Annotated in this window: 24 protein-coding genes; 3 read left to right on the top strand and 21 right to left on the bottom strand. The window is 66.5% G+C overall.

Going from position 1 to position 21,555, the window contains the following annotated elements:
• On the top strand, nt 1-1,148 hold a 1,148-nt coding region (locus CEK66_RS17375), incomplete at its 5' end, for a carboxylesterase family protein (protein ID WP_152237744.1).
• Nucleotides 1,149-1,331: 183 nt separating this feature from the next.
• On the opposite strand, the gene CEK66_RS17370 is transcribed toward CEK66_RS17375, so the two are convergent.
• The 12 genes from CEK66_RS17370 to CEK66_RS17315 all read right to left on the bottom strand — a co-directional run bounded on the left by CEK66_RS17370 (nt 1,332) and on the right by CEK66_RS17315 (nt 14,107).
• On the bottom strand, nt 1,332-2,507 hold the full coding sequence (locus tag CEK66_RS17370; protein ID WP_152237743.1) for a GGDEF domain-containing protein: 1,176 nt from the start codon (nt 2,505-2,507) through the stop codon (nt 1,332-1,334).
• 203 nt (nt 2,508-2,710) lie between these two features.
• Nucleotides 2,711-4,258 carry a PepSY-associated TM helix domain-containing protein gene (locus CEK66_RS17365; protein WP_152237742.1) on the bottom strand — a complete coding sequence of 516 codons (1,548 nt, stop codon included), beginning with the start codon at nt 4,256-4,258 and terminating at the stop codon, nt 2,711-2,713.
• On the bottom strand, nt 4,255-4,527 hold the full coding sequence (locus tag CEK66_RS17360) for a hypothetical protein (RefSeq protein WP_152237748.1): 273 nt from the start codon (nt 4,525-4,527) through the stop codon (nt 4,255-4,257). The genes CEK66_RS17365 and CEK66_RS17360 overlap by 4 nt, the downstream gene beginning before the upstream one ends.
• On the bottom strand, nt 4,517-4,807 hold the full coding sequence (locus CEK66_RS17355) for a hypothetical protein (RefSeq protein WP_152237741.1): 291 nt from the start codon (nt 4,805-4,807) through the stop codon (nt 4,517-4,519). The genes CEK66_RS17360 and CEK66_RS17355 overlap by 11 nt, the downstream gene beginning before the upstream one ends.
• Nucleotides 4,807-7,062, bottom strand: a complete 2,256-nt coding sequence (locus CEK66_RS17350; protein ID WP_226978661.1) for a TonB-dependent receptor — start codon at nt 7,060-7,062, stop codon at nt 4,807-4,809. Before CEK66_RS17350 ends, CEK66_RS17355 begins: the two co-directional genes overlap by 1 nt.
• Nucleotides 7,063-8,010: 948 nt before the next feature.
• Nucleotides 8,011-10,389, bottom strand: coding sequence for a TonB-dependent receptor (locus tag CEK66_RS17345; RefSeq protein WP_152237740.1), 2,379 nt, complete (start codon nt 10,387-10,389; stop codon nt 8,011-8,013).
• A gap of 332 nt (nt 10,390-10,721) precedes the next feature.
• Entirely contained in the window at nt 10,722-11,204 is a 483-nt protein-coding gene (locus CEK66_RS17340; RefSeq protein ID WP_152237739.1) for a DUF3828 domain-containing protein, read from the bottom strand.
• Between the two features lie 293 nt (nt 11,205-11,497).
• On the bottom strand, nt 11,498-11,944 hold the full coding sequence (locus CEK66_RS17335) for a hypothetical protein (protein ID WP_152237738.1): 447 nt from the start codon (nt 11,942-11,944) through the stop codon (nt 11,498-11,500).
• A 97-nt stretch (nt 11,945-12,041) separates the two neighbouring features.
• Entirely contained in the window at nt 12,042-12,434 is a 393-nt protein-coding gene (locus tag CEK66_RS17330) for a hypothetical protein (protein WP_152237737.1), read from the bottom strand.
• A 403-nt stretch (nt 12,435-12,837) separates the two neighbouring features.
• Nucleotides 12,838-13,290, bottom strand: a complete 453-nt coding sequence (locus CEK66_RS17325; protein ID WP_152237736.1) for a hypothetical protein — start codon at nt 13,288-13,290, stop codon at nt 12,838-12,840.
• Between the two features lie 59 nt (nt 13,291-13,349).
• Entirely contained in the window at nt 13,350-13,631 is a 282-nt protein-coding gene (locus CEK66_RS17320; RefSeq protein WP_152237735.1) for a hypothetical protein, read from the bottom strand.
• A 113-nt stretch (nt 13,632-13,744) separates the two neighbouring features.
• Nucleotides 13,745-14,107, bottom strand: coding sequence for a hypothetical protein (locus CEK66_RS17315; RefSeq protein ID WP_152237734.1), 363 nt, complete (start codon nt 14,105-14,107; stop codon nt 13,745-13,747).
• 320 nt (nt 14,108-14,427) lie between these two features.
• Between CEK66_RS17315 and CEK66_RS17310 the strand changes: the two genes are divergently transcribed.
• Nucleotides 14,428-15,105, top strand: a complete 678-nt coding sequence (locus CEK66_RS17310) for a hypothetical protein (RefSeq protein ID WP_152237733.1) — start codon at nt 14,428-14,430, stop codon at nt 15,103-15,105.
• A gap of 106 nt (nt 15,106-15,211) precedes the next feature.
• On the opposite strand, the gene CEK66_RS17305 is transcribed toward CEK66_RS17310, so the two are convergent.
• From CEK66_RS17305 to CEK66_RS17275, 8 genes are all read right to left on the bottom strand, one after another.
• Complete coding sequence (locus tag CEK66_RS17305; protein ID WP_226978660.1) at nt 15,212-15,670, bottom strand: T6SS immunity protein Tdi1 domain-containing protein; 459 nt, start codon at nt 15,668-15,670, stop codon at nt 15,212-15,214.
• Nucleotides 15,671-15,740: 70 nt separating this feature from the next.
• A complete protein-coding gene (locus CEK66_RS17300; protein ID WP_152237732.1) occupies nt 15,741-16,004 on the bottom strand; it encodes a hypothetical protein in 264 nt (87 codons plus the stop codon).
• Nucleotides 16,005-16,098: 94 nt separating this feature from the next.
• Nucleotides 16,099-16,665, bottom strand: coding sequence for a hypothetical protein (locus CEK66_RS17295; RefSeq protein ID WP_152237731.1), 567 nt, complete (start codon nt 16,663-16,665; stop codon nt 16,099-16,101).
• A gap of 317 nt (nt 16,666-16,982) precedes the next feature.
• A complete protein-coding gene (locus CEK66_RS17290; protein WP_152237730.1) occupies nt 16,983-17,471 on the bottom strand; it encodes a hypothetical protein in 489 nt (162 codons plus the stop codon).
• Nucleotides 17,472-17,639: 168 nt separating this feature from the next.
• On the bottom strand, nt 17,640-18,113 hold the full coding sequence (locus CEK66_RS17285) for a hypothetical protein (RefSeq protein ID WP_152237729.1): 474 nt from the start codon (nt 18,111-18,113) through the stop codon (nt 17,640-17,642).
• Nucleotides 18,114-18,228: 115 nt separating this feature from the next.
• Complete coding sequence (locus CEK66_RS20430) at nt 18,229-18,600, bottom strand: hypothetical protein (protein ID WP_193312700.1); 372 nt, start codon at nt 18,598-18,600, stop codon at nt 18,229-18,231.
• 106 nt (nt 18,601-18,706) lie between these two features.
• Nucleotides 18,707-19,402 carry a DUF1963 domain-containing protein gene (locus tag CEK66_RS17280; RefSeq protein ID WP_226978659.1) on the bottom strand — a complete coding sequence of 232 codons (696 nt, stop codon included), beginning with the start codon at nt 19,400-19,402 and terminating at the stop codon, nt 18,707-18,709.
• A 46-nt stretch (nt 19,403-19,448) separates the two neighbouring features.
• Nucleotides 19,449-20,429, bottom strand: coding sequence for a helix-turn-helix domain-containing protein (locus tag CEK66_RS17275; RefSeq protein ID WP_152237728.1), 981 nt, complete (start codon nt 20,427-20,429; stop codon nt 19,449-19,451).
• A 95-nt stretch (nt 20,430-20,524) separates the two neighbouring features.
• Between CEK66_RS17275 and CEK66_RS17270 the strand changes: the two genes are divergently transcribed.
• Entirely contained in the window at nt 20,525-21,010 is a 486-nt protein-coding gene (locus tag CEK66_RS17270) for a tautomerase (RefSeq protein WP_152237727.1), read from the top strand.
• Nucleotides 21,011-21,314: 304 nt separating this feature from the next.
• On the opposite strand, the gene CEK66_RS20425 is transcribed toward CEK66_RS17270, so the two are convergent.
• A partial coding sequence (locus CEK66_RS20425) for a hypothetical protein (RefSeq protein ID WP_226978658.1) occupies nt 21,315-21,555 on the bottom strand: 241 nt, incomplete at its 5' end.

Here is a 21,555-nt window from a genome sequence, read left to right as displayed (position 1 = left end):
GCGGCGACGTGGTGGTGATCAGCGTCAATCATCGCCTCAACGCCTTCGGCTATCTGTACCTGGCGCCATTCGGAGGTGACGCCTATGCCGCCTCCGGCAACGTCGGCCAACTCGACCTGGTGCAGGCGCTGCAGTGGGTGCGTGCGCACGCGGCCGAGTTCGGCGGCGATGCCGGCAACGTCACCGTGTTCGGCCAGTCCGGCGGCGGCGCCAAGATCGCCACGCTGATGGCGATGCCGGCCGCGCAGGGCCTGTTCCACCGCGCCTGGACCATGAGCGGGCAGCAGGTCACCGCCGCCGGGCCACGTGCGGCCAGCCAGCGCGCGCAGTTGCTGCTGCAAGCGCTGCAGTTGGAACCATCGCAACTGGACGCGCTGCGCACGCTGCCGCTGCAGCGCGTGCTCGAGGCCACCCGCATCCGCGATCCATCGCGCGCGGAGGACACCGCGCTGTACCTGGGCCCGGTGCTGGATGCGCAGGTGCTGCACCGCCATCCGTTCTGGCCGGACGCGCCACCGCAGTCGGCGCGCATCCCGATGGTGATCGGCAACACCCACGACGAGACCCGCGCCTTCCTCGGCCACGATCCGGCCAACTTCGCGCTGACCTGGGACGCGCTGCCGGCCAAGCTGGCGCAGGAGCAGTACGTGGACCTGTCGCCGCAGGTGGTGATCGCCGAGTACCGACGGCTGTATCCGCACTACACGCCGAGCGAGGTGTTCTTCGCCGCCACCACCGCCGGCCGCTCCTGGCGTGGCGCGGTCGAGGAAGCCGAGGCGCGCGCGCGGCAGGGCGCGCCGACCTGGGTCTACCAACTGGACTGGGGTTCGCCACTGGACGGCGGCAAGTTCGGCGCCTTCCACACCCTGGACATCCCGCTGGTGTTCGACAACATCCGCCAGCCCGGATCGCGCACCGGCGATGGCGCCGACGCGCAGCGCATGGCCGATGCGATGAGCGCAGCGTTGCTGGCCTTCGCCCGCCACGGCGATCCCAACCACCCCGGCCTGCCACGCTGGGCACCGTACTCGCTGGCCCAGCGCGAAACCCTGCTGTTCGACACCGACAGCCGCCTGGCGCACGACCCGCGCGGCGGCGAGCGCCAGCTCTACGCGCAGGTGCCGTTCGTGCAGCGGGGGACGTTCTGAGACGGTGCCACGATCGCCGCGCGCGGCGCGCGTGGCCGTGACGAAACACCCGTGCGCGCCTGTCGAAAGCAGAGGCGCGCTTCACTGGTCGGTTGGTGTGCTGCGTCGGGACTGAAGTTCCTCCCACAGTGGCGGCGGCTGCGGCGGCGTCGGTCGCGAGGGCTGGTGCGCCGGATCACCGCGCTACCAACCGGTGTCCTCGGCCAGCACCACGCGGTTGCCGACGGCGCGCGCGGCGTCCAGCAGCGCCTCGGCGCGCTGCATCAGCGTGGCCGGCGTGTCCTCCGGCGTGGCGAGCAGCGCACCGACGCTGACCGTCAGCGCCTGCGCGTCCGCCGCATCCTGTGCGATCGCCATCACCTCGACCATGTCGCGCAGCGCCGGCGCCACCTGGCGCAGGTGCGCGCCGCTGGCGTCGTACAGCACCAGCGCGAAGCGGTCGGCGCCGATGCGCATGGCCACGTCCAGCGGCCGCAGCAGGCATTGCATGGCCTCGGCCACCTCCAGCACCGCGCGGTCGGCGGCGCCGGCGCCGCTGCGCTGGTTCAGTGCGGCGAAGCCGTCGAGTTCGACCAGGATCAGCGCCAGCCCGCGCTGCAGGCGCCCGCGCTCGGCCAGCGCCACCGCCAGGTGTTCGTCGAAGCGGCGGCGGTCGCCCAGGCCGGTGAGCGCGTCGCGCAAGGCCTCGTCGTCGCGTACCCGCCGCTGCAGGAAGCCTTCGCGGCGCGAGTGTTCGCGCAGGTAGCCGCCGGCCGCACCGACCGGCACCGCGGTCCACAGCAGCCACTGCAGGCGCAGGTAGGCATCGTGCGCCGCGCCCTCCAGCAGCAGATGGCCGGCCACGGCGCTGATCGCGCACAGCAGCAGCGCCACCGCCACGCTCTGCCACAACGCCATGCCCAACGGGAAGAAGCCGGCCACGATCACCAGGGTCATCACCGCCGCCGCATAGCGCAGTTCCTGCGGCGGGTAGCCGATGCTCGACAGCACCAGCCCGGTGCCGCCGACCAGCAGCAACAGCGCGGCGCGGCCGGGGCCGTGCGTGTCGGCGCGATGGATCGCCGCCGCCACCCACAGCAGCGCCAGCAGGGTCGCCACGCGCACCGCCACCGCATAGCCGAGCAGGCCGCCGCCGCGCCAGCCGAAATGCACCGCGTCCCAGCCCAGCAGCAGCAGCGCGATCAACACGCCCAGCGAGGCCGCCACGCGCTGCGCGAAGCCCAGCGTGGCGGCGGTGTAGTGGCGGTACGCCCGTTCCAGCGGAGGATCGAAACGCAGCGCGGCGAATCCCTTGCGCAATTGCGCCGCGTAGGCCTCGCCCGGCGGTGCGTCGTGTGGCTCCTGGTAACGCTCGTGCATGCAGTCCCCTGTCGACGGCAACGCGGCGCGAAGTGCGTATCAGGTCACATCAAATCGTGTCACCCGATTCGGTTTCGCGCGGACGCTGCGGTGCCCACGTCGAGACCATGAAAAAGCACCGGCGCGTGATTGTCCACTTTTGGGACGATCGGTTGCGTGACAGCAGCGCCCTGCCGCGCCGCCTTGGCACGGCAGGGCGAGCGTCAGCGCGGCGGCGGGAACGCCCACACGCTGTGTGGATCGCCGCCCTGCCCGCGGCGATACGCGGCGCGCGCCATCTGCCAGTAGGCCCAGGCCAGCGCCAGCGCGCAGGCGTCGATGGCCAGCAGCGTCCCGCTGCTCCACGGCGCCACCCAGCCGGCGGCGCCGCGCAACCCGGCCAGCGGCACCAGCGCGGTCAGCACCGCACAGGCCAGCAGCAGTTCGTAGGCGCCGCGCGCGGTCGGCCGCAACAGCGCCCAGGCCACGCCGAGCGCGAACACGGCGTAGTACGCCCAGCGCTCCATCCCCGGCGGCAACAGGCGCGCGGCCACGAACAGCGCCGACACCCCGGCCACGCAGCCCAGGCAGACGCCGGTGGTCAGCCGCGCCATGACGTGGGTGCGCAACGGCTGCGCGACCTGGCGGCGCTTGCGCCGCGCTTCCACCCACAGCAGGTTGCCGCTGTAGAACAGGAACGCGCCGCCGAGCCCGAGCAGGAAGTACAGCCACTGCAGCGGCCAGCGCCCGTAGTCGCCGAAGTGCAGGGTCTGCAGGCCGCGCAGCGCGGCCACGCCCGGCGACATGGTCTGCGGCGACAGCACCCGCAACACCTTGCCGTCGGCCGCGCGCAGCGCCACGCCGCCGAGCGTGTTGAGCCGGCGCTGCTCCTGGTGGCCGTAGAGCTCCACCTGCGCATTGGCGTCGCCGGCATCGTGGAAGGACAGGCTCTCCGGCACGAAGCCGGGATTGGCCGCGCGCGCCCGTGCCACCAGCTCGGCCACCGGCAGCATCGGCGCAGGCACGTGCGCGGGCTGCACGTGCGGCGCCAGTTCGAAGTCCGGCTGCAGCACCTGCATCAGCTTGCCGTCGAACACCAGGTACTGGAACGGCGCCAGCAGCAGCACGCCCAGGGTCAGCACCGCGCCGGACCAGGCGAAGATCACGTGGAACGGCAGCGACAGCATGCCGATGGCGTTGTGCGCGTCCTGCCACAGGCGCTTGACGTTGCGGCCGCGGCGCAGCGCGAACAGGTCCTTGAGCAGCACCGGCGCGTACAGCACCACGCCGCTGACCAGGGCCACCCCGTACAGCAGGCAGACCACGCCGAACAGGTAGGTGCCGAAGGTGCGCGGCAGCCCGGCAGTGAAGTGCAGGTCGTACAGGAACGCGACGAAGCCGCTGCGCTGCGGCAGCTGCACCGGCTGCCCGTCGGCACCGGGCTGGAACTGCACCATGCCGCCGAAGGCCTGCTGCGCGGCCGGCCCGAACGCGAACAACTGCGGCTGCGTGCGGCCCTCGCCGGGCAGCATCAGCGTGTACGACTCGGCCAGCGCCGGATGCCGCGCCAGCACCGCATCGGCCAGCGCCTGCGCGGCCTGCTCCGGCGGCAACGCCGGGGCCTGCACCGCGGCCGGGCGTGGCCACTGCTCCAGGTCGTGGGTGAACACGTTGATCGCCCCAGCGTAGAAGGCGATGAACAAGGCCATGCCGGCGAGCAGGCCCATCCAGCTGTGCGCCGACAGGAACTGGCGCAGGGTCGCGGCCTTCATGCGCTCACCTGCACGAGGTGGGTGGCCTTGAGCAGGTAAAGCGCCACGTAGCACAGTGCGGTCGCAGCGCCCAGCCACAGCCACGCGCGCGCGCCGCTACGGAACACGAAGGCCAGCGACATCGCGCCGACCCACAGCGGGAACACCAGCAACAGCCAGGGCAACGTGTGCACCTGCAGGTCGCCCGGCCACAGCAGCACGCACAAGCCGATGACGCCCACCGCCAGCGGCAGGCCCAGCACGATCGCCGCCAGCCACCTAACCCACATCGCCAGCCCCTCGGTGCAATTGTCGCCACGCATCCAGGTACGGCAGGGCCACCGCCGCAAGCATCGTCGCGCTCAGCGCGGCGAAGACGCCGGCCCACACGCCCAGCGCCGAAATCGCCGCACCCAATGCGGCCACGCACAGCAGCGTGCCGGCCACGCGCAGCGCGCGCGCGTGTCGATGCCAGGCCGGACGCAGCCGCTGGTGCGCGGTGGCCAGGTAGAAGGCCAGCGCCGCCAGCGCGGCGGCAAGCAGATAGGCGGCGGTGGCAAAGGCGAGCATCACCAGCGCGCCTCGAAGCCGATGCCGACCACGCGCGGCGCGCCCAGGATCGCGACCGGATCGGTGGCCCAACGGTACTGCACGTAGTTCCGGTCGAGCAGGTTGTTGGCGAAGATCCACGCGCTCCAGTCCAGGTTCTCGTAGCCGAACTTGGCGTTGACCACGGTGCGCGAGGCCAGTTGCACGGCGCCGGCACCGATGTCGGTGTAGACGCGGTCGCGGAAGCTGGCGTTGAGGTTGGCCAGCCAGCCCTCGGCGAAGCGCCAGTTGGCGCCCAGCGCCGCGGTCCAGTGCGGCGCGTAGGCGAATTCACGGCCGGCGTAGTCGATGACCGAGGCGCCGGCGATGGTGGCGAAGCTGTCGTAGCGGGTGCGCGCATAGCCCAGCGAGCCGTACCAGTCGAAGGCCTCATTGGGGCGGTGGCTGGCCTCCAGCTCGGCCCCGTACAGATGCGCGCGGCCGGCGTTGACGGTGTTGAAGTCGAAGCTGTTGAGGCCGAAGTAGGCGGTGGTCTGCTTGTCCTTCCAGTCGATGTAGTAGGCATTGGCGTTGAGGGTCAGGCGCCGGTCCAGCCACTGCGAGCGCAGCGCGGCTTCGTAGTTCCAGGTGTATTCCGGGTCATAGGGGAAAGCCTGGCTGCGCGCCGAGTTGAAGCTGGAGCCGCCGGAGCGGTAGCCGCGCTGCACCACCAGGCTGGTCGACAGGTCCGGGTTCCAGTCGTAGCGCATGCCGAGCTTGGGCAGCAGCGCGTCGAAGTCGCGCGTGTTCCAGGCCACCTCGCCGTTGGCCGAGCGCACGATGCCGGCCACGCCCTGGTTGATCGCGACGATGGCCCGGTACAGCGCGGTGCCGCTGGCGGCGAAGGCGGCCGGATCGGGATAGCGGCCGGCGAAGGCCGCGGTGGTGTCGGAGGCCATGGCGTAGCGCTGGCGGTCGTAGCGCAGCCCACCGAGCAGCGAGAACCCGCTGCCCACCTGCCATTGGCCGTCGGCGAACAGCGCGCGGTTGCTGGAGCGGGTCGGGCTGGCGCTGACGTAGTCGACCGGAATCACCGGCAGCGCCTGCGCGTAGCGGGTGGCGATCGCGCTGGCGGTGGCGGCCGGGAAGCCGGCGCTGCGCAGCAGCCCGGCGATGGTGGTGGTCGGCGTGGCGACGTTGTTCAGCAGTTGCGCGTCGTTGTCTTCCACGTGCCGCGCCCAGTACGCGCCGAGCAGGCCCTGCACCGCGGTGCCGGCGTAGTGCAGGCGCAATTCCTGCGAGGCGGTGGTGTCGTCGAGCTGGCGCCGCGCGTAGCCGGCGTTGTCCGGGCCATGGTCCATGTCCCACATGCTGGACGAGGTGACCTTGTTCCAGGCGCTGACCGAGGACAACGACCAGGCGTCGGAGAGCGCGTAGTCGGCCTGCAGGGTGACGATGTCGCTGTCGCTGCGGGTGCGGTCCGGGGTGTTGTTGGTGGTGTAGCGGTGACCGAAATAGTCGGGCAAATCGGTGCGCACGTAGCTGTACATGTACGGCCCGGTGCGGTGCGAGCGGGTGTAGCCCAGTTGCACCTTCAGCCCGGCGATCGCCGACGGCGTCCACAGCAGCTTGCCGCGGTAGATCGCCGAGACCTGCGCGTCGTCGGCGGCCTGACGGGTGAGGTTCCAGGTGTAGCCGTCGAAGCTGCGCTGCTCCACCGAGGCGCGGAACGCCAGTTCGTCGGCCACGATCGGGCCGCCGACCGCGCCGGCCACGCTGCGGTCGGAGGGATCGGAGGCCAGTACCCGCAGCTTGCCCTGCCAGTCCATGGTCGGCTCGGCGGTGCGCAGGACGATCGCGCCGGCCAGGGCGTTCTCGCCCTGCAGGGTGGACTGCGGGCCGCGCAGGATTTCCACCTGCTGCAGGTCCCACAGGCTCAGCGGCGCCCAGCTGATCGCCTTCCACGGCAGGGCGGCGCCGTCCAGGTAGATGGTAGCCAGCGGCGCATCGCTGCCGCCGTCGATGTTGCGGATGCCGCGGATGCTGAAGCCGGCATCGCCGTAGGTCTGGGCCATGTTGGCGGTGCGGTTGAACACCTCGTAGGCGTTCTGCAGGTTCTCCTGCTCGATGCGCGCTTCGGTAGTAACGGCGACCGAGCTGGTGGTGTCCTGCACGCTGCGGCCGCTTTTCTCGCCGGTGACGACGATCTGGTCGAGGGTGGTGGGATCAGGAGGCGGCGCGGCATCGGCGCCGGCAGCGCGCGTTGGCGGCGCCCAGCTCAGCAAGACGGATACCACGCAGAAGGACAACACGGACCGCGCGACGCGCATACACCACTTCCCCCGAAAGACTCACGGTTGAAGGCATGGCGGCGGCTGTGCCTGGCTGCCGGACGCGGCAGCGCTGGGCGCGGACTTTAGCAGAGCGGGGGCGGGGCTGCCATGGGATTTGGGATGGGTGGCAGGTTTGCTCAGGGGTCTTGGGAGCGTAGGAGCTGCTTCAGCCGCGACGGGTTTTACCGGGAACGCCCGTCGCGGCTGAAGCCGCTCCTGCGGATGGGCATCGCGCCAACGTATGCGTCACGCGCAGAGACGTGTTGTGGGAGGGACTTCAGTCCCGACGCCGTGACCGGCGGCTGCCGCGATGCAGGGGGCCATCGTCCCAGGGGCATCGCGAGGCTGGCGCGTCGCGCGTCGCGGCTGAAGCCACTCGCTACTACGGTTCTTCTCATCCAACAGTAAAGCTTGAAGCAACAGCAAAGGCTTTCGCCTGGCGGCGAGTTACTTTGATCAGCCTTCGGCTGCTGAGAAGCACTTCTTTGCTCGCGCAAAGAAAAGGTAACCAAAAGAAGCGCTTTACCACAGCCGAAGGCTGGTCAAGCGCGCCCTGCCTACGCGCCCTCCGCGCTGCGCGCTCCGGGTCCGCGGATGCACCGGGGATTCGCGGAAGGGGCATCCTGCCCCTGCCGCGAACGGCGCACGTCCCTGTGCGCCGCCCCTTCGGGGTTTTTCCCCGGTCCATCCGCCGCTTCGGAAGGGAACCCGGCAAGGCAAAAGCAAGAGCCAACGCCAAGCAACAGCACGACAACAGCAACAGCAACAGCAACAGCAACAGCAAGGCTATCGCCATGGCTACAGTTACCGGCTATTTACTGCTGCGAAAACGTAAACGGGCGGGAGGACTGTCGCCCTCCCGCCCGCTGGCGCCGGCAGGTGCTGCCGGCGTGGTGCTACGACGTGCTGCGATCAGTGCCAGTGCAGGTTGAACGAGACGCCGACGATGCGCGGTTCGTTGTAGACGGCCGCCATGTAGTTCTCGATCACGCCCTTGAGGTTCTTCTCGTTGGTGATGTTGCGGGCGAACGCGGCCACTTCCCATGCGCCGTAGTCGCCGGTGTAGCCCAGCTTGAGGCCGCCCTCGAAGTTGCCGTTGGAGGTGAACTCGGTGGAGTCGTACAGCACGAAGCTGGTGTAGCCCTGCTTGTTCCAGTCGGTGGCGACGAAGAAGGCGCCGCCGTCGTTGACCGGGATGTCGTAGCGCGCGGCCAGGTTGACGTTGTACTTGGGCGCGTTCGGCAGCGGGTTGCCGTCGATCTGGGCGAAGGTGTTGTTGCCGATGCGGATGGTCGGGTCCTTCACCGTGCACACCACCACGCCGTTCAGGCCGCACACCTGCGCATACACGCGCTTGTCCTGGATCTCGCTGTGCAGCAGGCTCAGGCCCGCGGTCAGCGACAGGTTCGGGATCGGGCGCCAGTCCAGATCCGCTTCCATGCCGTAGGCCTTGGCCTTGTCGGCGTTGAACAGCACGCCGTTGCCGTTGGAGTCGTTGCCGTTGAGCTGGATGTCGTCGACGGTGTAGGTGAAGCCGGTGACGTTCAGGCGCAGGTGGTTGTCGAACAGGTTGCTCTTGATGCCCGCTTCCCACGACAGGATGGTTTCCGAATCGGCGGTGGTGAAGTCGGAGTTGAACACCGCCGAACGGCCCTGGATGGTCGGGCCGCGGAAGCCGCGGGCGACCTTCGCGTACACGTTGACGTTCGGGTTGATCTCGTACATCGCGCTCAGGTCCCAGCTCGGCTGGGTGTCGGCCAGGCGCACGTCGCGCCGGCCCTTGTAGGTGACCACGCCGGCCGCGGTGTCGGCGGTCTTGAGCAGCTTGGTCTCCTTGCTGTCGCGGGTCTGGCGCACGCCGGCGGTCAGGGTCAGCGCGTCGGTGACCTTGTAGGTCAGCTGGCCGAAGCCGGCCCAGGAGGTGTTGCTGTTGTGCAGGCGCACCCAGTTGTTGGGATTGCGCGCGGCGGTCTGCAGGAAGTAGGCGCGCTGGTAGAAGTCGGTGGTGTCCTTGCCGTCGAAGTAGAACGCGCCGGCCTGCCACTGCAGCGGGGCGTCGCCTTCGCTGGCCAGGCGCAGTTCCTGGGTGTACTGGTCCAGGTCGCGCACCTGGCCCATCGACTGGCCGTAGCCGTTGGGCACGCCGTTGACCGGGAAGTTGGCCGCGGCGCCGCCGTCGGTGTCGCCGCGGCTGTAGCCGGAGGTGGTCTCGTAGGCGCTGATCGAGGTCAGCGAGACGCCGCCGAAGTCGTAGATCGCCTTCAGCGAGGCGCCATGGGTCTTGTACGCCTGCGGGTTGTCGTGGGCCTCGTCGTAGGCCACCTGGTCGCGCGGCACGTCGACCTTGTTCGAGCCCTTGTGCAGCGCGCCGCGCAGGAACAGCGTGGAGGTGCCGTCGTAGTCGCGGGTATGGAACGAGCCGAGCAGGGAGAAGTTCTCGCTCGGCTTCAGCAGCAGCTGCAGGCGCGCGTTGCGGTCGTCGTAGCCGCCCATCGCGTCCTTCTTCGGGGTGACCGTGCCGTCGGCGCTCGGGCCGGTGTAGGTGTTGTCCACCCAGTCGTCGCGGTGCTGGTACAGGGTGGACACGCGGAACGACAGCACGTCGTTGATCGGGCCGCCGATGCCGCCGTCGACCGAGACGGTGTTGTAGCTGCCGTAGCTGGCGGTGACGCGGCCGGTGTAGTCGTCGCTGGGCTTGATGCTGTCGAACTTGACGATGCCGGCGGTGGTGTTGCGGCCGAACAGCGAGCCCTGCGGGCCGCGCAGCACTTCCACCTGGTCCACGTCGTAGACCGGGTTGGACTTCAGCACCACGTGCTCCAGCACCACGTCGTCCTGAATGATCGACACCGGCTGCGAGGCACCGAGGTAGAAGTCGATATTGCCCAGGCCGCGGATGTAGAAGCGCGGGAAGATGCGGCCCGTCGTGGTTTCGGCGTAGAAGCTGGGCACGCGGCCGGACAGCGCCAGCAGGGTGTCGTCGCCGCCAGCGGTGAAGTCGCGCATCGCCTCGCCCTGCACCACGCCCACCGACACCGGCACTTCCTGCAGGTTTTGCTCGCGGTGCTCGGCGGTGACGATGATGGTGTCCAGCGAGGTCGCCGCATCGCCAGTGCCGGCGGCGTTGGCAGGGCGGGTCTCGCTGCCGGCCAGCGACGGCGCGCTGTCCTGCGCGGCTGCGGCGGCGGCGACCGAGGCCAGCACCAGGGCGGCGCAGGCCTGCGCCAGGCGGGTACGGGCCGGCGCGGCGCGCGCGGTCAGCGGCCGCGGGGAGAGAGAGGAGAGCAGCATGTCGGATCCTTGTGAGCGCGCAGAATCGAGTCCGTTCGGCTTGCGCAGCAGCCCGCGACGGCATGCGCCATACGGTGGCGCAGCGCGGCACGATATGTCGTCTGTGTTGCACCGCCGTTGCAATGACGGCGCGGCGGCCACGGCGCGACGATGCGTGACCGCATCACGTCACGCCAGGTGCGTGCCGTGGACATGCCTGGGTCTGCACACGCTGCCCGATCGCCCGAGCGGGTCCGCACTTCACCGCATGTTGCAGACAGCGAGGCCAAGGTCGAACGCGGTGCGGCGACCGAACTCATCCACCGCGCCTTCCCTCGTCTGCGTCGTTGCCATCAAGGCGCGCAGCGCTGCGCGGCGAATGCGGCCAGGCGCTGGGTGAGCGTGCCTTCCTGCCACGCGATGTCGAGGATCACCCAGCGATCGTCCTGGCGACCGAGCACCAACGTATCCGTCCACTGCTGGTCATCGATGGCCAGACGGGCGCGCACCTGCGCGGTGTCGCCGGCGACTTGCGCGGTCGTCGAGACCAGCGCCGTCGGTTGGTCCGGCCACAGGAAGAATGGGCTCTGGTCGAGCATGTGCGGCTTGACGTCTGCAGGCACAAGTTTGGCGCAGGCTGCCTCGTAGGCGCGCTGCGCCTCCAGCGCCGCGAACAGTTCCCGCCCCAGCAGATGCCGCACCTGCGCAACGTCGCCATCGGCGTGCTTGGGCGCGATCGCCCAGGCATAGAACGTCTGGACCGTGCGCGCCGGCGACTCGCCCGCGATGGCGGCGAACGCGCTCAGCCACAGACTTATCGCACACAGAACGCGCATTCCCCTCATGGATCGTTGCCACCTTGGGCCGCCAGATGCGGCATGGCGATCCTCGACCAGTGGCTGCGCGGCGTCAATGCGAGCGCTGCCTCGTGCGCCAGCGGCCGGCGTGGCCTCAGCAACCAGATGCCTAGGTAACAGGAGACATCCGATTTCACCGGAACTCCAACCACGTAGAGCGGCTTCGGCCGCGACAGGCTTTACCGGGAATGCCCGTTGCGGCTGAAACCGCTCCTACAAGGCCACGACACATGCCGCTAAATCGCAGCGAAAGCGCGTCACCAGGGCATCCTTCAGTCGCTGTCCACCCCGAGCACGCTCAAGCGCAGCGGCGGTGCATCCGGCCCGATCGGCGCATGCGCCAGGGTTCCGGTCACCCTCACCACCTGGCCGACACCTTCTTCGCGCAGGTGTGCGGCCTGGTCCGCGGTGACCGCCAGCCGCAGCTGGCGCACCTGCTCGTAGCGCGGCTGGCGCCCATCCGCCGACGCCGCCACGCACAGCGGCTGCGGCAGGATCAGTACCTCTTCCTGGGTCGCTGCCGCACCGGCAGCGGCGTCCGGATGCGCATGCGTGTGCGGGACAGTAGGCGGGGCGGCGTCGGTGGGCGACGGCGCCAGAATACCGGACAGGGTGACCTGAGTCGGGCCATACGGCAGGCAATGCCTGGGCGCCGCCATCAGCTCGGGCGAGGTGCCGATCAGCAGCAACGGGAACAGCGACAGGGTACGGATCGGCATGGTGGCACGCGGATGGAGAGGGACCGCCGAGCATACCCAAGCGCGATGGCACGTGTGCTGCAGTCCGCGCCATCGCGTCGCGCAGCCCTACCGGCGGTCAGGATTCGCGTTCCACCACCACGTCGGTGAACCGCGGTTCCGCCGCGATCAGCGCATGCAGCCGCGCAAAGCACGGATCGTCGTCGCGCATCGCATGGCGGCCGAGCAGCCGCTCCCAGAACGAGCGCTCCTTCTCGATCTGCAGCATCCAGGTATGGTTGCCATCGACCTCTTCCTCGGCGTAGGCGCCGACCAGGTAGGTGCGCCCCTGGCATTCCGCTTCGGAGGCCCAGCCCCAGTCCTCCGGGTCCGGCTCGGACAGGACCATGGCCTCGCCCACACGCACGCGCAGCCAGTCCAGCAGCGAGCTGCCGCGGATCGGATTGATGGGATTCTCCGGCTCGGCGCTCACCTCGAGCAGGCGGGAGCGGAAATGGATGACAGGATGCATGCGGCAGCTTGACTCTCGAACGATCGGGGGGCGGACACTCGCATCGGCGCGGCTGCGTCATGGCGCGCAGGCGCGGATGGGCGGTCCCGGAGGGTAACGCACGCGCGGCGGTCCAGGTGGACAGCGGCGCCGCGCGTCATGCGGCCCGGTGCAGTCGCTGCGGCACGTGGACGCGGCGCTGTGCGTTCGATGCTCGCAGCGCCGGCGACCGGAGCCGGACGCCATCGCCGCAACCGGCCAGATCCATTGCAGCATGCCTGCATGACAACTCATCGCATCCGCCGTAGACAGCACGCGCGCCCAGAGACGCCCTGAGACCGATCGCAGCGCCACGCCATCCACAGGGCGGGCGGCGGTTGTCGCGGTTGCACTGAAACGGCCGCGACGCGGCGGCGGCACCGCGTCATGGTGTTGGCTCCGGCTCTGGCTCCAGATCCGGCTCGAACGGACGATCGGGCAGGCGCTGCCCGCACCACGGACAGAACTGCACACAGATCGCGTCATTGAGGTACCAGGTCGGATCCTCGCCACGGAACAACTCGAACCCGATCCGCACCACCCTGTCCGGCTTGGTCACTGCCTCGAACATGCTGAAGCAGCAGTAGCGAGCGACGCGCTCGCGCCACGCCCCGCTCTCGGGAAACTGCGCCTCCAGCCAGAGCGCGCTCCAGGCCTGGCATGCCGTGCATTGCGCCAGATGCGACAGCGCAGCGTAGATCGGTGGATCAGGAAAGTGCTCCTCTTCCACCTCGATCAAGCCTTCGAGCACCATCACCAGTTCGGGCCTTTGGTGAATCTGATCGCGCAGCGCCGACAGCGTGTGTCGCGTGATGAAGCAGGTGCCGGAATATGGCATCGGTGCAATCCTTTGCAGTCCAAGGCCAGGGAGCGTAGCGCGGTGCAGCCGCTTCGAGGTTAAGCGCCCGCCGCGCTCCACAGCGCATAGCCCAACAGCCCAAAGCCCACCAGGGCAAACCCGCCCCAGAAGGCCGCCGCGTCGGCCGAGACCACGCGTGGGGCCAGGTACGCGCTGCGCTTGCCGGATTTGCTGCGCCGTTTGCTGCTCCACGGTTCGACACTGTAGTAACCGAACGAGAACGTCGGTACCACGAGCATGCCGACGACATAGCACAGACCGTAGAGGACGATCTCGACCAGCGGGCGCAGGACGACCTCGGTCAACAGGCTTGCGGGCATGGTGTCACCTGATCCAGACAGAAGTGATGTGCGGCGTTGGTCACGCCCCTGCGCCGAGGCTGCATGCGATGCTCGCCGAGCGGCCACTGGCCGTCAACGGCCCACGCCCCCGATCAGCGGCTCTCGCTCAGCAGCCGTTGCACCAGTTCGAATCCGAGCACCGACATCGACGGATAGCGCGCGTACTCGTCCACCGACAGCATCCGCACGAAGGTGTCGCCTTCGTGCAAGGCGCCGGCGATGTGGAAGGTCAGCAACTCCCTGGCGTCGTCGGGCAGCGGCGCGCGGCCGACGATCTGCCATTCGCCGCTCCTGAGTTTCTGGGTGCCGGTGAACAGCAACCGGATGTCCTTGTCGCCATCGCGCACCGGCAGCGGCCGTGTCGGCGACGCGCCAAGCGTCGGTTCCGATGCCTGCTGTTCCAGCACACAGAAGCCGACCACCTTGCGATAGTCGCCCCGCGGCGCCCACAGCACTTGGCAGGCGCGTACGTTCCCGCATCCGACGGGATCGCGAAGACATCGCCCGCCCGGTACTTCACTGCCATTCCACCACCCTCTGAAATCTGGACCGCGGCAAGGTATCCCCGCGGCGTGCCTGATGGCAGCCACCTTACTGGTCGAGGTGTTCCTCGGCGTCGCTGCGGCTGGCCGGCGCGCATGGGTTACGGGAGGCCACGCCACGCACCACGGCGACGGTGTCCGGCGGGCAGCATGATGTCCTCACTTACTGATTCGCTCGCCACCAGTTCACCCGGCATGCACCACACTATTGCCCCACCTCTGGAGCGACTGTGATGCACAAGACCTGGCTGCTCGCCTTGTTGGCGGTTCCCGCACTGGCCTACGCGGCGCCGGACGAGGACACGGCGATGTGCCGCAACGGCGGCTTCCCCATGAGTACGGCCGGGTTCTCGCTCGCCAAGGTCGCAGTGCCGCGCCTGTACCTGCTCAACGACGACGACGGTTGCCCGGCCAAAGGCGAGGCCGCGTGCCGGCAGCGCGCCTATGTGGTCAAGGACGACACCGTGATCCTGGCGCAGCGCCAGGGCGGCTTCGTCTGCGCGTTCTACCCCAACAAGGTCGGCGGCAGCGCCGGCTGGGTGGCGGCGTCCAGCGTGCAGCCACTGCCGGCGACTGCAGCCCCGAAGCCGCAGGCCTGGGTCGGCCAGTGGCACGACGGCGACAACGAATTGCAGCTGATCGCCAACGGCGACGGCACCATCACCGCCAACGGCGATGCCTACTGGCCCAGCGCCAACCCGACCCCAGATCAAGCGCCTGGTGGGCCGCACCTTGGCGCCGTGACCGCGCGCGGCTTTCCGGATGGCAATCGGCTGGAACTCACCCAGGACGACTGCAAGGTCCGCCTGCAGCTGGTCGGCGACCTGCTGGTGGCCTCGGACAACCTGGAGTGCGGCGGCGCCAACGTCAGCTTCAATGGCGTGTACCGGCGCAAGACGGCGAAGCGCTGAGGCGCGGCCTCTGCGGTGCTGGCGTTGCGTTTGATCCAGGCGGCGATCCAATGCCGCCTGGGTTCTCGCTAGAAGATCGCCTCCCGCGGCTTCATTCCAGTTTGCGTCACAACCCCACGCTTTGCGCGACCAGGTCCGCAAAGACCCATACATCGCCCTTGTCGTACGTCTCGGGCGCTTCCGTTCCGCCCAGCGTCGGATACGGTTGCGGGATATAGATCTGCCCGAGCTTCAACGGGCCAAGACGCGCCGCGATCGCCCGCACGTGTTCGCCGCGCAACACATACTCCTCGAAGCCCGGATCGCGCAGGATGGCCGCCTCGAACGCCGCGGTGGAGGCATGCGCGCCATACGACTTGCCGGCAGCCTTGAACGGATGCAGCACCGCGTAATCCTGGCTGGCCGGATCATGCAGAAAGAAGTGACCGAGACTCGAATAGCCGACCACCACGGTATACGCCGGAAACGCATCCGCCCACGGGCCGAGCACCTCGTGCGATTCCGGCGTGATCAGGTGATACAGCGGGACGTTCGTCGCTTCAGCGCGCTCTGCACTCTGACTCATTGGAGACCTTGCTGCGATGGCGCGCCAGGACACCAAGCCACGCGCATCCGCCTGCTGTCAGCGTGTTCACCTAGGCCTTGGCAGTGGTTCCGTAGCACTTGGCCGATCCATCCAGGAAGAACTGCACGTCGCGCGCCTGGCACCAGGCCTCCAACTCGGCCTTGAACACCGGCCACAGATCGCGCGCCCATGCAGGTGCACTCTGCGCCCAGGCATGCTCGGTGGGCACGTAAACCGTGGGCACACCCATCGGGAAATCCAGCACGAACTCGCCGCCCGGGCCAGTGCAGACGAGTTCTTCCTTCCAGCGGGGTTGGAATTGGAATGTGGTCATGGGGGGGCAGATGTTGATGGATCGATGCCAACAGCGAGTTTGGTGGATCGAGGTTATCCGTGCCGATATCCTCATTTTCTAGGAAATGGGGATGTCAGCTTCCACCTCTTGAGAAGATCACGATATCGCTTGACGTGGCAATGACAAGCGTCTTGCCCGTGTACGAAAATCCAATAGCTCTCAACTCGTACGTCGCATAGATCTTATGAAAGATCGCCGGCTTTCCGTACCGGGCGCCGTAGAGAGATGAAAAAGGCTCTACGAGAATAATCTCCCTGATGGGCCAGTCGAGGGTTACCAGTTCAATATGCCAACCATCGGATGTACCAAGGGGTAGGCCTCCACCCGGCAAGCCAGATGTACGAATTTTCTTTCCTTGAAGTGGGCCAATGCCATTGGCCTCCAGGAATTCCTCCCGCTCGTAGTTCTCCTCATAGTCTCGTGCCACCTTCTGCCCGGCATGACAGTCGATGACTCCCCGGCCGACGCTTGAAACAACAAGCAGATATTCGGATTCCATATCGAATCCGATGGAGTGCAAACCGGCGACAGCAATAGTCGCTACTTCGCGCCAAGGATGTGGCGGTTGTGCTTCCTTCAGTTCCCGTAGCTGTTCCTTCAGCGCGTCGAGATGACGGGTCGAGAGATGACTGTTTGACATGTTGTTTAGCCTTGATGCGAGCTCGTGCGGAGGACTGTCAGATTGTGGAAGTGCCCGACGCCTCCCGTCCTAGTCGACATTCACCACGACCGGCTCTTCAGTGACCACCGAGTGCTCGCAGGCCGCCAACACGTTCTTGGCGCAGTAGAGGCGCCAGCCCTGCCTTCGCCCCACTTGAGTGCGACGGGTCCGCGCCAGTCTCGTCCTCGTGTCTCATTTCCTGGAGGTGGTCGTCGTGGCACGTAAGTGGCCTAGATTGTTGCTCGGCCTTATACCGCAGCCGCCAGCGCAGCGCTACGGCAAACGCCACCAACACGTCATTGTTGCTCCGCGCGGTTGAAGCGGTTCATCGTGATCGCGGGTTCGCCGTTGATGTTCAACCAGACCACGGTTTCGGTCATCGTCTTGCCGTCATGGGCGACGGTGTAGGTGCGCGTGGTGCGTGGCATTCCCTTCAAGTAGAACGCGGCGACCATCACGTTGGGTGCCGGCAGCCATACGGCCGTGGTGTCGACCGTCGGGTAGCCTTTGCTTGGGGCTGCGTTTCCGTCTAGCGGATAAATGGCGACGGCATGGATGTCATGCCCATCACCACCGACGATGTCGGCATTCGTCTGCCACTTGCCCTTGCCCACATCACTGTAGGTGAGCGAGGCGCTCTTCGGCCGCTGCGCGGGCGGCGCCGGCATGCTCGCGACATCGAGTACCCATTTTCCGAGCAATGGGGACTTGGAGGATTGGGTGAGCGCGGACGCGCTGCAGACCAGGCCCACGATCAGCAGCAGCACAGCGAGATGCTTTTTCATATGGTCTCTCCAGGAGCTGACGCGCATTGTTGCGTGGCTTGCCGATGGTGGTCTCAGGGCGTCGGATACGAGAAATTCCCAGACATCCTAGTACAGAGAAAGTGCGCCCGCGACTTTTCCCCTCTTAATTAATCCAACTGGCGAGGCCGCTCTCGCTTTAACCGGAAGTTACGGCACATACTCGTACTGGTAAGGGGCTCGACGTCTAACTTTAATGAAATCATTACTATCTGGAACCTCTACACGCACCACTTCCTCAACCCAGTCATCGGAGTAAGCCAGTCCATATTCAACTTCAAAATGCGGATTCCACGATATCTCATAAACTGGAAAATCGCCAATTAAAGGATATCGAACACTGTAGACTATGAGCGGTCTCTGCCTAAGGCTGATGCGGTTTGCGGCCTTCCAAAAATCCTGGTGCTGTCCGGAAGATATAGCAGAAGCGTACGCTAACGCGTAATCGACTTCTTCAAAGACGACATCAATGGTCTTCTGAGCATCCTCCAAACTTCTGCCCATAGGATATTCTTCGCTGTTCTCGATGTAGATCATTGTTGTCCCATGCTGGAACTCGCAGACTCTGGGATCGCAATGCGTCCAATGCCCATACATTTTCGCTGGCGAAAGAGAAACGCTCATGTTCTTACTCGTTATGGCTGACGGATGCGTTGAAGGCAGTAAGAGTGAATTTTCGGAGTTTCACGCACAAGGCAAGACCATTAGAGGCCCATTTTTTCGTATAAGATCTTCCGATTTATTCTGCCAGTCCATTCAAGTCCGCAGCACGTACCATTTCAGGATATACCCATGAATACTCGGTCGAAAGGACAGAGACTTGTGGTTGAAAGTATTTCAAAAGTATTGCTGCCTCCTGCCACGTTATGGATCGGTGCTCAACTTTTTCTCCGCACCCGGTCATGCCGGTAATCGGATCTGCACGGCTGGTTAGGGTGTACTCATAGAGCAGGGCTCGGACATAGCCATTGGGCTTGTACGCTGGTGGCGCCAAATTGACTTTGAATGTCAACTCACATTCAGTGCCATCGGCTGTTCTAAAGGAAAGGCTGAGCGATCCACCATCACGGTAGACACCGAATCCTAGAAGTTTTGAATTCGCCAGCTCCACGATGAGTCAAGGCCAAAGGTAGAACTTGTGTCAGAGTGAACTTTCAAGGGTGTCGCAGTCAACAAAGCACACTCTGTGCCCTCTTTTCCATCTCCAGCAGGCGAGTCTAATAGCACTGCCACGCAAGCGCCCACTCGTCCTCCTTCTCGGGCGCGGTTCCGCGGCCGAAGTAGCCGACGCCGCCGTCGCCCCACATCCAGCGGCCCTTGTCCGTGGAGTCGATCTGGAAGACGAATTCCGGCGACGCGGGATGGCGTTTGAAGGGCGCCCAGAAGATCTCGGCCTGGATCAGCGTCGGCCATCCTCCCAGCTTGAAGCCATCCAGGTTCCGGAAGAGATCGTGGTAGTGCGCTTCGATGTCTGCTGGCAGATCCATCGGCGCATCCTCCCAGCACGGGTAGTCGTCATGAAAGACATGCGGCCGCATCGGAAATGCGCTGATGGGCGAATCGGTGTGACGTGGCGCCAGCGGGACCAGTCCATCGAGCCGCTTGTAGGCCCGCAGACACCACCCTTCCCCGTTGGGCGTATCGACCGGGAGCGTATCGGGACCGATGAACACCGTAATCAGTGTGATATCCGCGAGGCGGGCCGGCCGCAGCGGCAGGTCGCTGACGTTGATCTGACAGAGCGCATGCATCGGCCGTCCCGCCGTCTCCGGCCATGTCTCGTCCGGCGCGCAGACGTTCACGCGGCCGAACCAACTCGCCAGTGGATCGTCGGGCGGCCGGAATCCGCCGATCTCCAGGATGACACCCGGGCGGGCGAGTTGGGTTTTGAGATCGTCGAGCTTCGTCGTCACGTGTGCCTCTTCTGCATCCAATCCAGGTCGGAACATGTCGCGATGGTCATAGCCAAGTGGCGCCAGCGCGGAAGGCGCTTGGATTGGCGCCGGCCGCTCGACGCATCAAGCGCCGCAGTGCAGTCGCATCGAGGTACCCCACCTCTTGCGCCACCTGCTCCACGGGCATCCGGCTGTTCTCGATCAGCAGCCGTGCCCGGTTCAGGCGAACGGCCTGAATCAACGACAGCGGGCTCTGGCCGGTTGCGGAGCGCACATGCCGCGCCAGCGTGCGTTGCGACATGGCAAACGCATCCGCCAACCCGCTGACGCTGGGCGGATGGGGCAGCGCCATTTCGATGAACTCGGTCAGGCGTCCGATCAGTTCGTTTCCGCCCGACAGCATGGATGGCACCATGAATCGCGATTGTGCTTGTCGGGCATCGACCAGGAGCACCTTGCCCACTGCGTCTGCCAAGGCGGCCGAAAAGCGCACCCGGATCAGGTGCAGCATGAGGTCCATCTGTCCGAACGCCGCACCCGCGGTCACCACTGGGCCGTCGCGGATCACCATGTGATCGGCGTCCACCTTGCAATCGGGCTGGAGTCTGCGCAGCTCGGATGCCAGCCACCACGATGTCGTGGCGCGGCGCCCTCGTAGTAGGCCTGCGGCCTGCAGAAGAAAGACAGCAGAACACGAAGCGGCCACCGTGCCGCCAACGGCAACATGCCGCGCCAAGCGCACAGCAGCCTTTTGGGCAGACGGACTGCACAAGCGGGATGCCACATCGCAAGGGCCGTCCACGCCGAGCCCCGGCACGATCCAGGTGGACGTGTCGGCAGGCGCACGCGCAGGCAGTCGCACGGTGCCAATGTTCATCCCGCCTGAGAGCGCCACCGTCCCGCCATCGGGTGACACGACGCGCCACCTCGGAGGTGGCAGCTTGCAGCGCGGCGCCAATGCCGCTGCAGCCTCGAGCATGTTCTGCGTGAGTGCAACGCTGGCCGCATAAGCGCCGGGCATGACGAGAATGGTGAAGTCCTGCATGGCTGATTTCGCTGGAAAGATGTCTAAATGGACACTCGTAGTTTAGCGACCGTCAGGGTGCAATGGCGGTGTCCAAACAGTTGCAAGGAACCACCATGCCCAACATCCTCGTCCGCATTCCCAAGGACTCCTACCCCGGCGAAGCACGCGCAGCGCTCGTGCGCAGCATCACCGATGCGGCCGCACTGGCCGAGCAGATTCCAGCAGAACCGCGCAAGCGCATGCTGTGCTGGGTGCTTATCGAGGAAATCGAGGCTGGGGCGTGGACCTGTGGCGGTGCCGACGTCACGGCGCAGATGCTGCCCTGCGTAGCCCTGGTCTATCTGCCCGCCGGCGTTCTGGACGACGCAGCACGAGCACTGTACGTACAGACGCTGCACCAGGCGTTTCATCGATCGCTGCCGGCACACGACAGCCGCCGGCTTGCCACCTCGGTGATCCTGCATGAGGTCGCCGATGGCACCTGGGGCGTCAATGGGGCGATCTGGAAGCTGCCGCAGTTCGCGGAAGCGGCAGGGTTTGCTCATTTGCAAGAGCTGAGGAAAACCGCGAATCAGCCCGTTGACGAAACGCAACTCTGACCCGATGGCGATTTGTGTCGATCTGCAAGTTACTCCGGATTGAGTGACTTCTCATCCACGGTGGCGGAACTACATGGCTTTAATCGACAGTCAGCACAACGGGTTCTTCCGTAGTCGCCGAATGCTCGCAGGCCGCCAACAGGTGCTTGGCGCAGTACCGGCGCCTGCCCCCGACCTTCGCACCACTTGAGTGCGATGTGGCCCGCGTCGATCTCGTCCTCGTGCCGCATCTCCTCTAGGTGGTCGTCGTGACCGATATCGGCGACTCCGAACCGCTTCGCTGGTTTTTTTAAGCCTGACTTATTCACGCTGAGCGTGTCGCGCCCGAGGCTGACGCGCTCGCAGGCAGCCGCGAGGCAACCCCTGCTGCGCGGTCCGGCACGACATGGCGCCAAGCGTCCAGCGCGCTGCCGCGCAAGGGGGCGCCGCCCACGCTGGCCAGCACTTCAGGCGGCCATACGGGCTTGCTCTTGATGTGGAAACTGGCCCAGCGGATCAGGCCGTAGAGCAGGGTCAGCGGAAAGAGCGGGATGGCGATGACCTGC

The sequence above is a fragment of the Xanthomonas sp. LMG 12460 genome, assembly GCF_009192895.1.
GTDB lineage: Bacteria > Pseudomonadota > Gammaproteobacteria > Xanthomonadales > Xanthomonadaceae > Xanthomonas_A > Xanthomonas_A sontii.
The sequence above is the reverse complement of the archived record's forward strand: the minus strand, read 5'-3'. Positions and strand labels throughout refer to the sequence as shown.

What these genes read in the sequence shown, in the direction of transcription:
- CEK66_RS17365 (WP_152237742.1), bottom strand. Translation starts at nt 4,258, where the DNA reads ATGAAGGCCGCGACCCTGCGCCAGTTCCTGTCGGCGCACAGCTGGATG.
- CEK66_RS17345 (WP_152237740.1), bottom strand. Translation starts at nt 10,389, where the DNA reads ATGCTGCTCTCCTCTCTCTCCCCGCGGCCGCTGACCGCGCGCGCCGCG.
- CEK66_RS17355 (WP_152237741.1), bottom strand. Translation starts at nt 4,807, where the DNA reads ATGCTCGCCTTTGCCACCGCCGCCTATCTGCTTGCCGCCGCGCTGGCG.
- CEK66_RS17330 (WP_152237737.1), bottom strand. Translation starts at nt 12,434, where the DNA reads ATGCATCCTGTCATCCATTTCCGCTCCCGCCTGCTCGAGGTGAGCGCC.
- CEK66_RS17290 (WP_152237730.1), bottom strand. Translation starts at nt 17,471, where the DNA reads ATGAAAAAGCATCTCGCTGTGCTGCTGCTGATCGTGGGCCTGGTCTGC.
- CEK66_RS17360 (WP_152237748.1), bottom strand. Translation starts at nt 4,527, where the DNA reads ATGTGGGTTAGGTGGCTGGCGGCGATCGTGCTGGGCCTGCCGCTGGCG.
- CEK66_RS17270 (WP_152237727.1), top strand. Translation starts at nt 20,525, where the DNA reads ATGCCCAACATCCTCGTCCGCATTCCCAAGGACTCCTACCCCGGCGAA.
- CEK66_RS17300 (WP_152237732.1), bottom strand. Translation starts at nt 16,004, where the DNA reads ATGACCACATTCCAATTCCAACCCCGCTGGAAGGAAGAACTCGTCTGC.
- CEK66_RS17295 (WP_152237731.1), bottom strand. Translation starts at nt 16,665, where the DNA reads ATGTCAAACAGTCATCTCTCGACCCGTCATCTCGACGCGCTGAAGGAA.
- CEK66_RS17325 (WP_152237736.1), bottom strand. Translation starts at nt 13,290, where the DNA reads ATGCCATATTCCGGCACCTGCTTCATCACGCGACACACGCTGTCGGCG.
- CEK66_RS17310 (WP_152237733.1), top strand. Translation starts at nt 14,428, where the DNA reads ATGCACAAGACCTGGCTGCTCGCCTTGTTGGCGGTTCCCGCACTGGCC.
- CEK66_RS17335 (WP_152237738.1), bottom strand. Translation starts at nt 11,944, where the DNA reads ATGCCGATCCGTACCCTGTCGCTGTTCCCGTTGCTGCTGATCGGCACC.
- CEK66_RS17370 (WP_152237743.1), bottom strand. Translation starts at nt 2,507, where the DNA reads ATGCACGAGCGTTACCAGGAGCCACACGACGCACCGCCGGGCGAGGCC.
- CEK66_RS17305 (WP_226978660.1), bottom strand. Translation starts at nt 15,670, where the DNA reads ATGAGTCAGAGTGCAGAGCGCGCTGAAGCGACGAACGTCCCGCTGTAT.
- CEK66_RS17340 (WP_152237739.1), bottom strand. Translation starts at nt 11,204, where the DNA reads ATGCGCGTTCTGTGTGCGATAAGTCTGTGGCTGAGCGCGTTCGCCGCC.
- CEK66_RS17285 (WP_152237729.1), bottom strand. Translation starts at nt 18,113, where the DNA reads ATGAGCGTTTCTCTTTCGCCAGCGAAAATGTATGGGCATTGGACGCAT.
- CEK66_RS17275 (WP_152237728.1), bottom strand. Translation starts at nt 20,429, where the DNA reads ATGCAGGACTTCACCATTCTCGTCATGCCCGGCGCTTATGCGGCCAGC.
- CEK66_RS17320 (WP_152237735.1), bottom strand. Translation starts at nt 13,631, where the DNA reads ATGCCCGCAAGCCTGTTGACCGAGGTCGTCCTGCGCCCGCTGGTCGAG.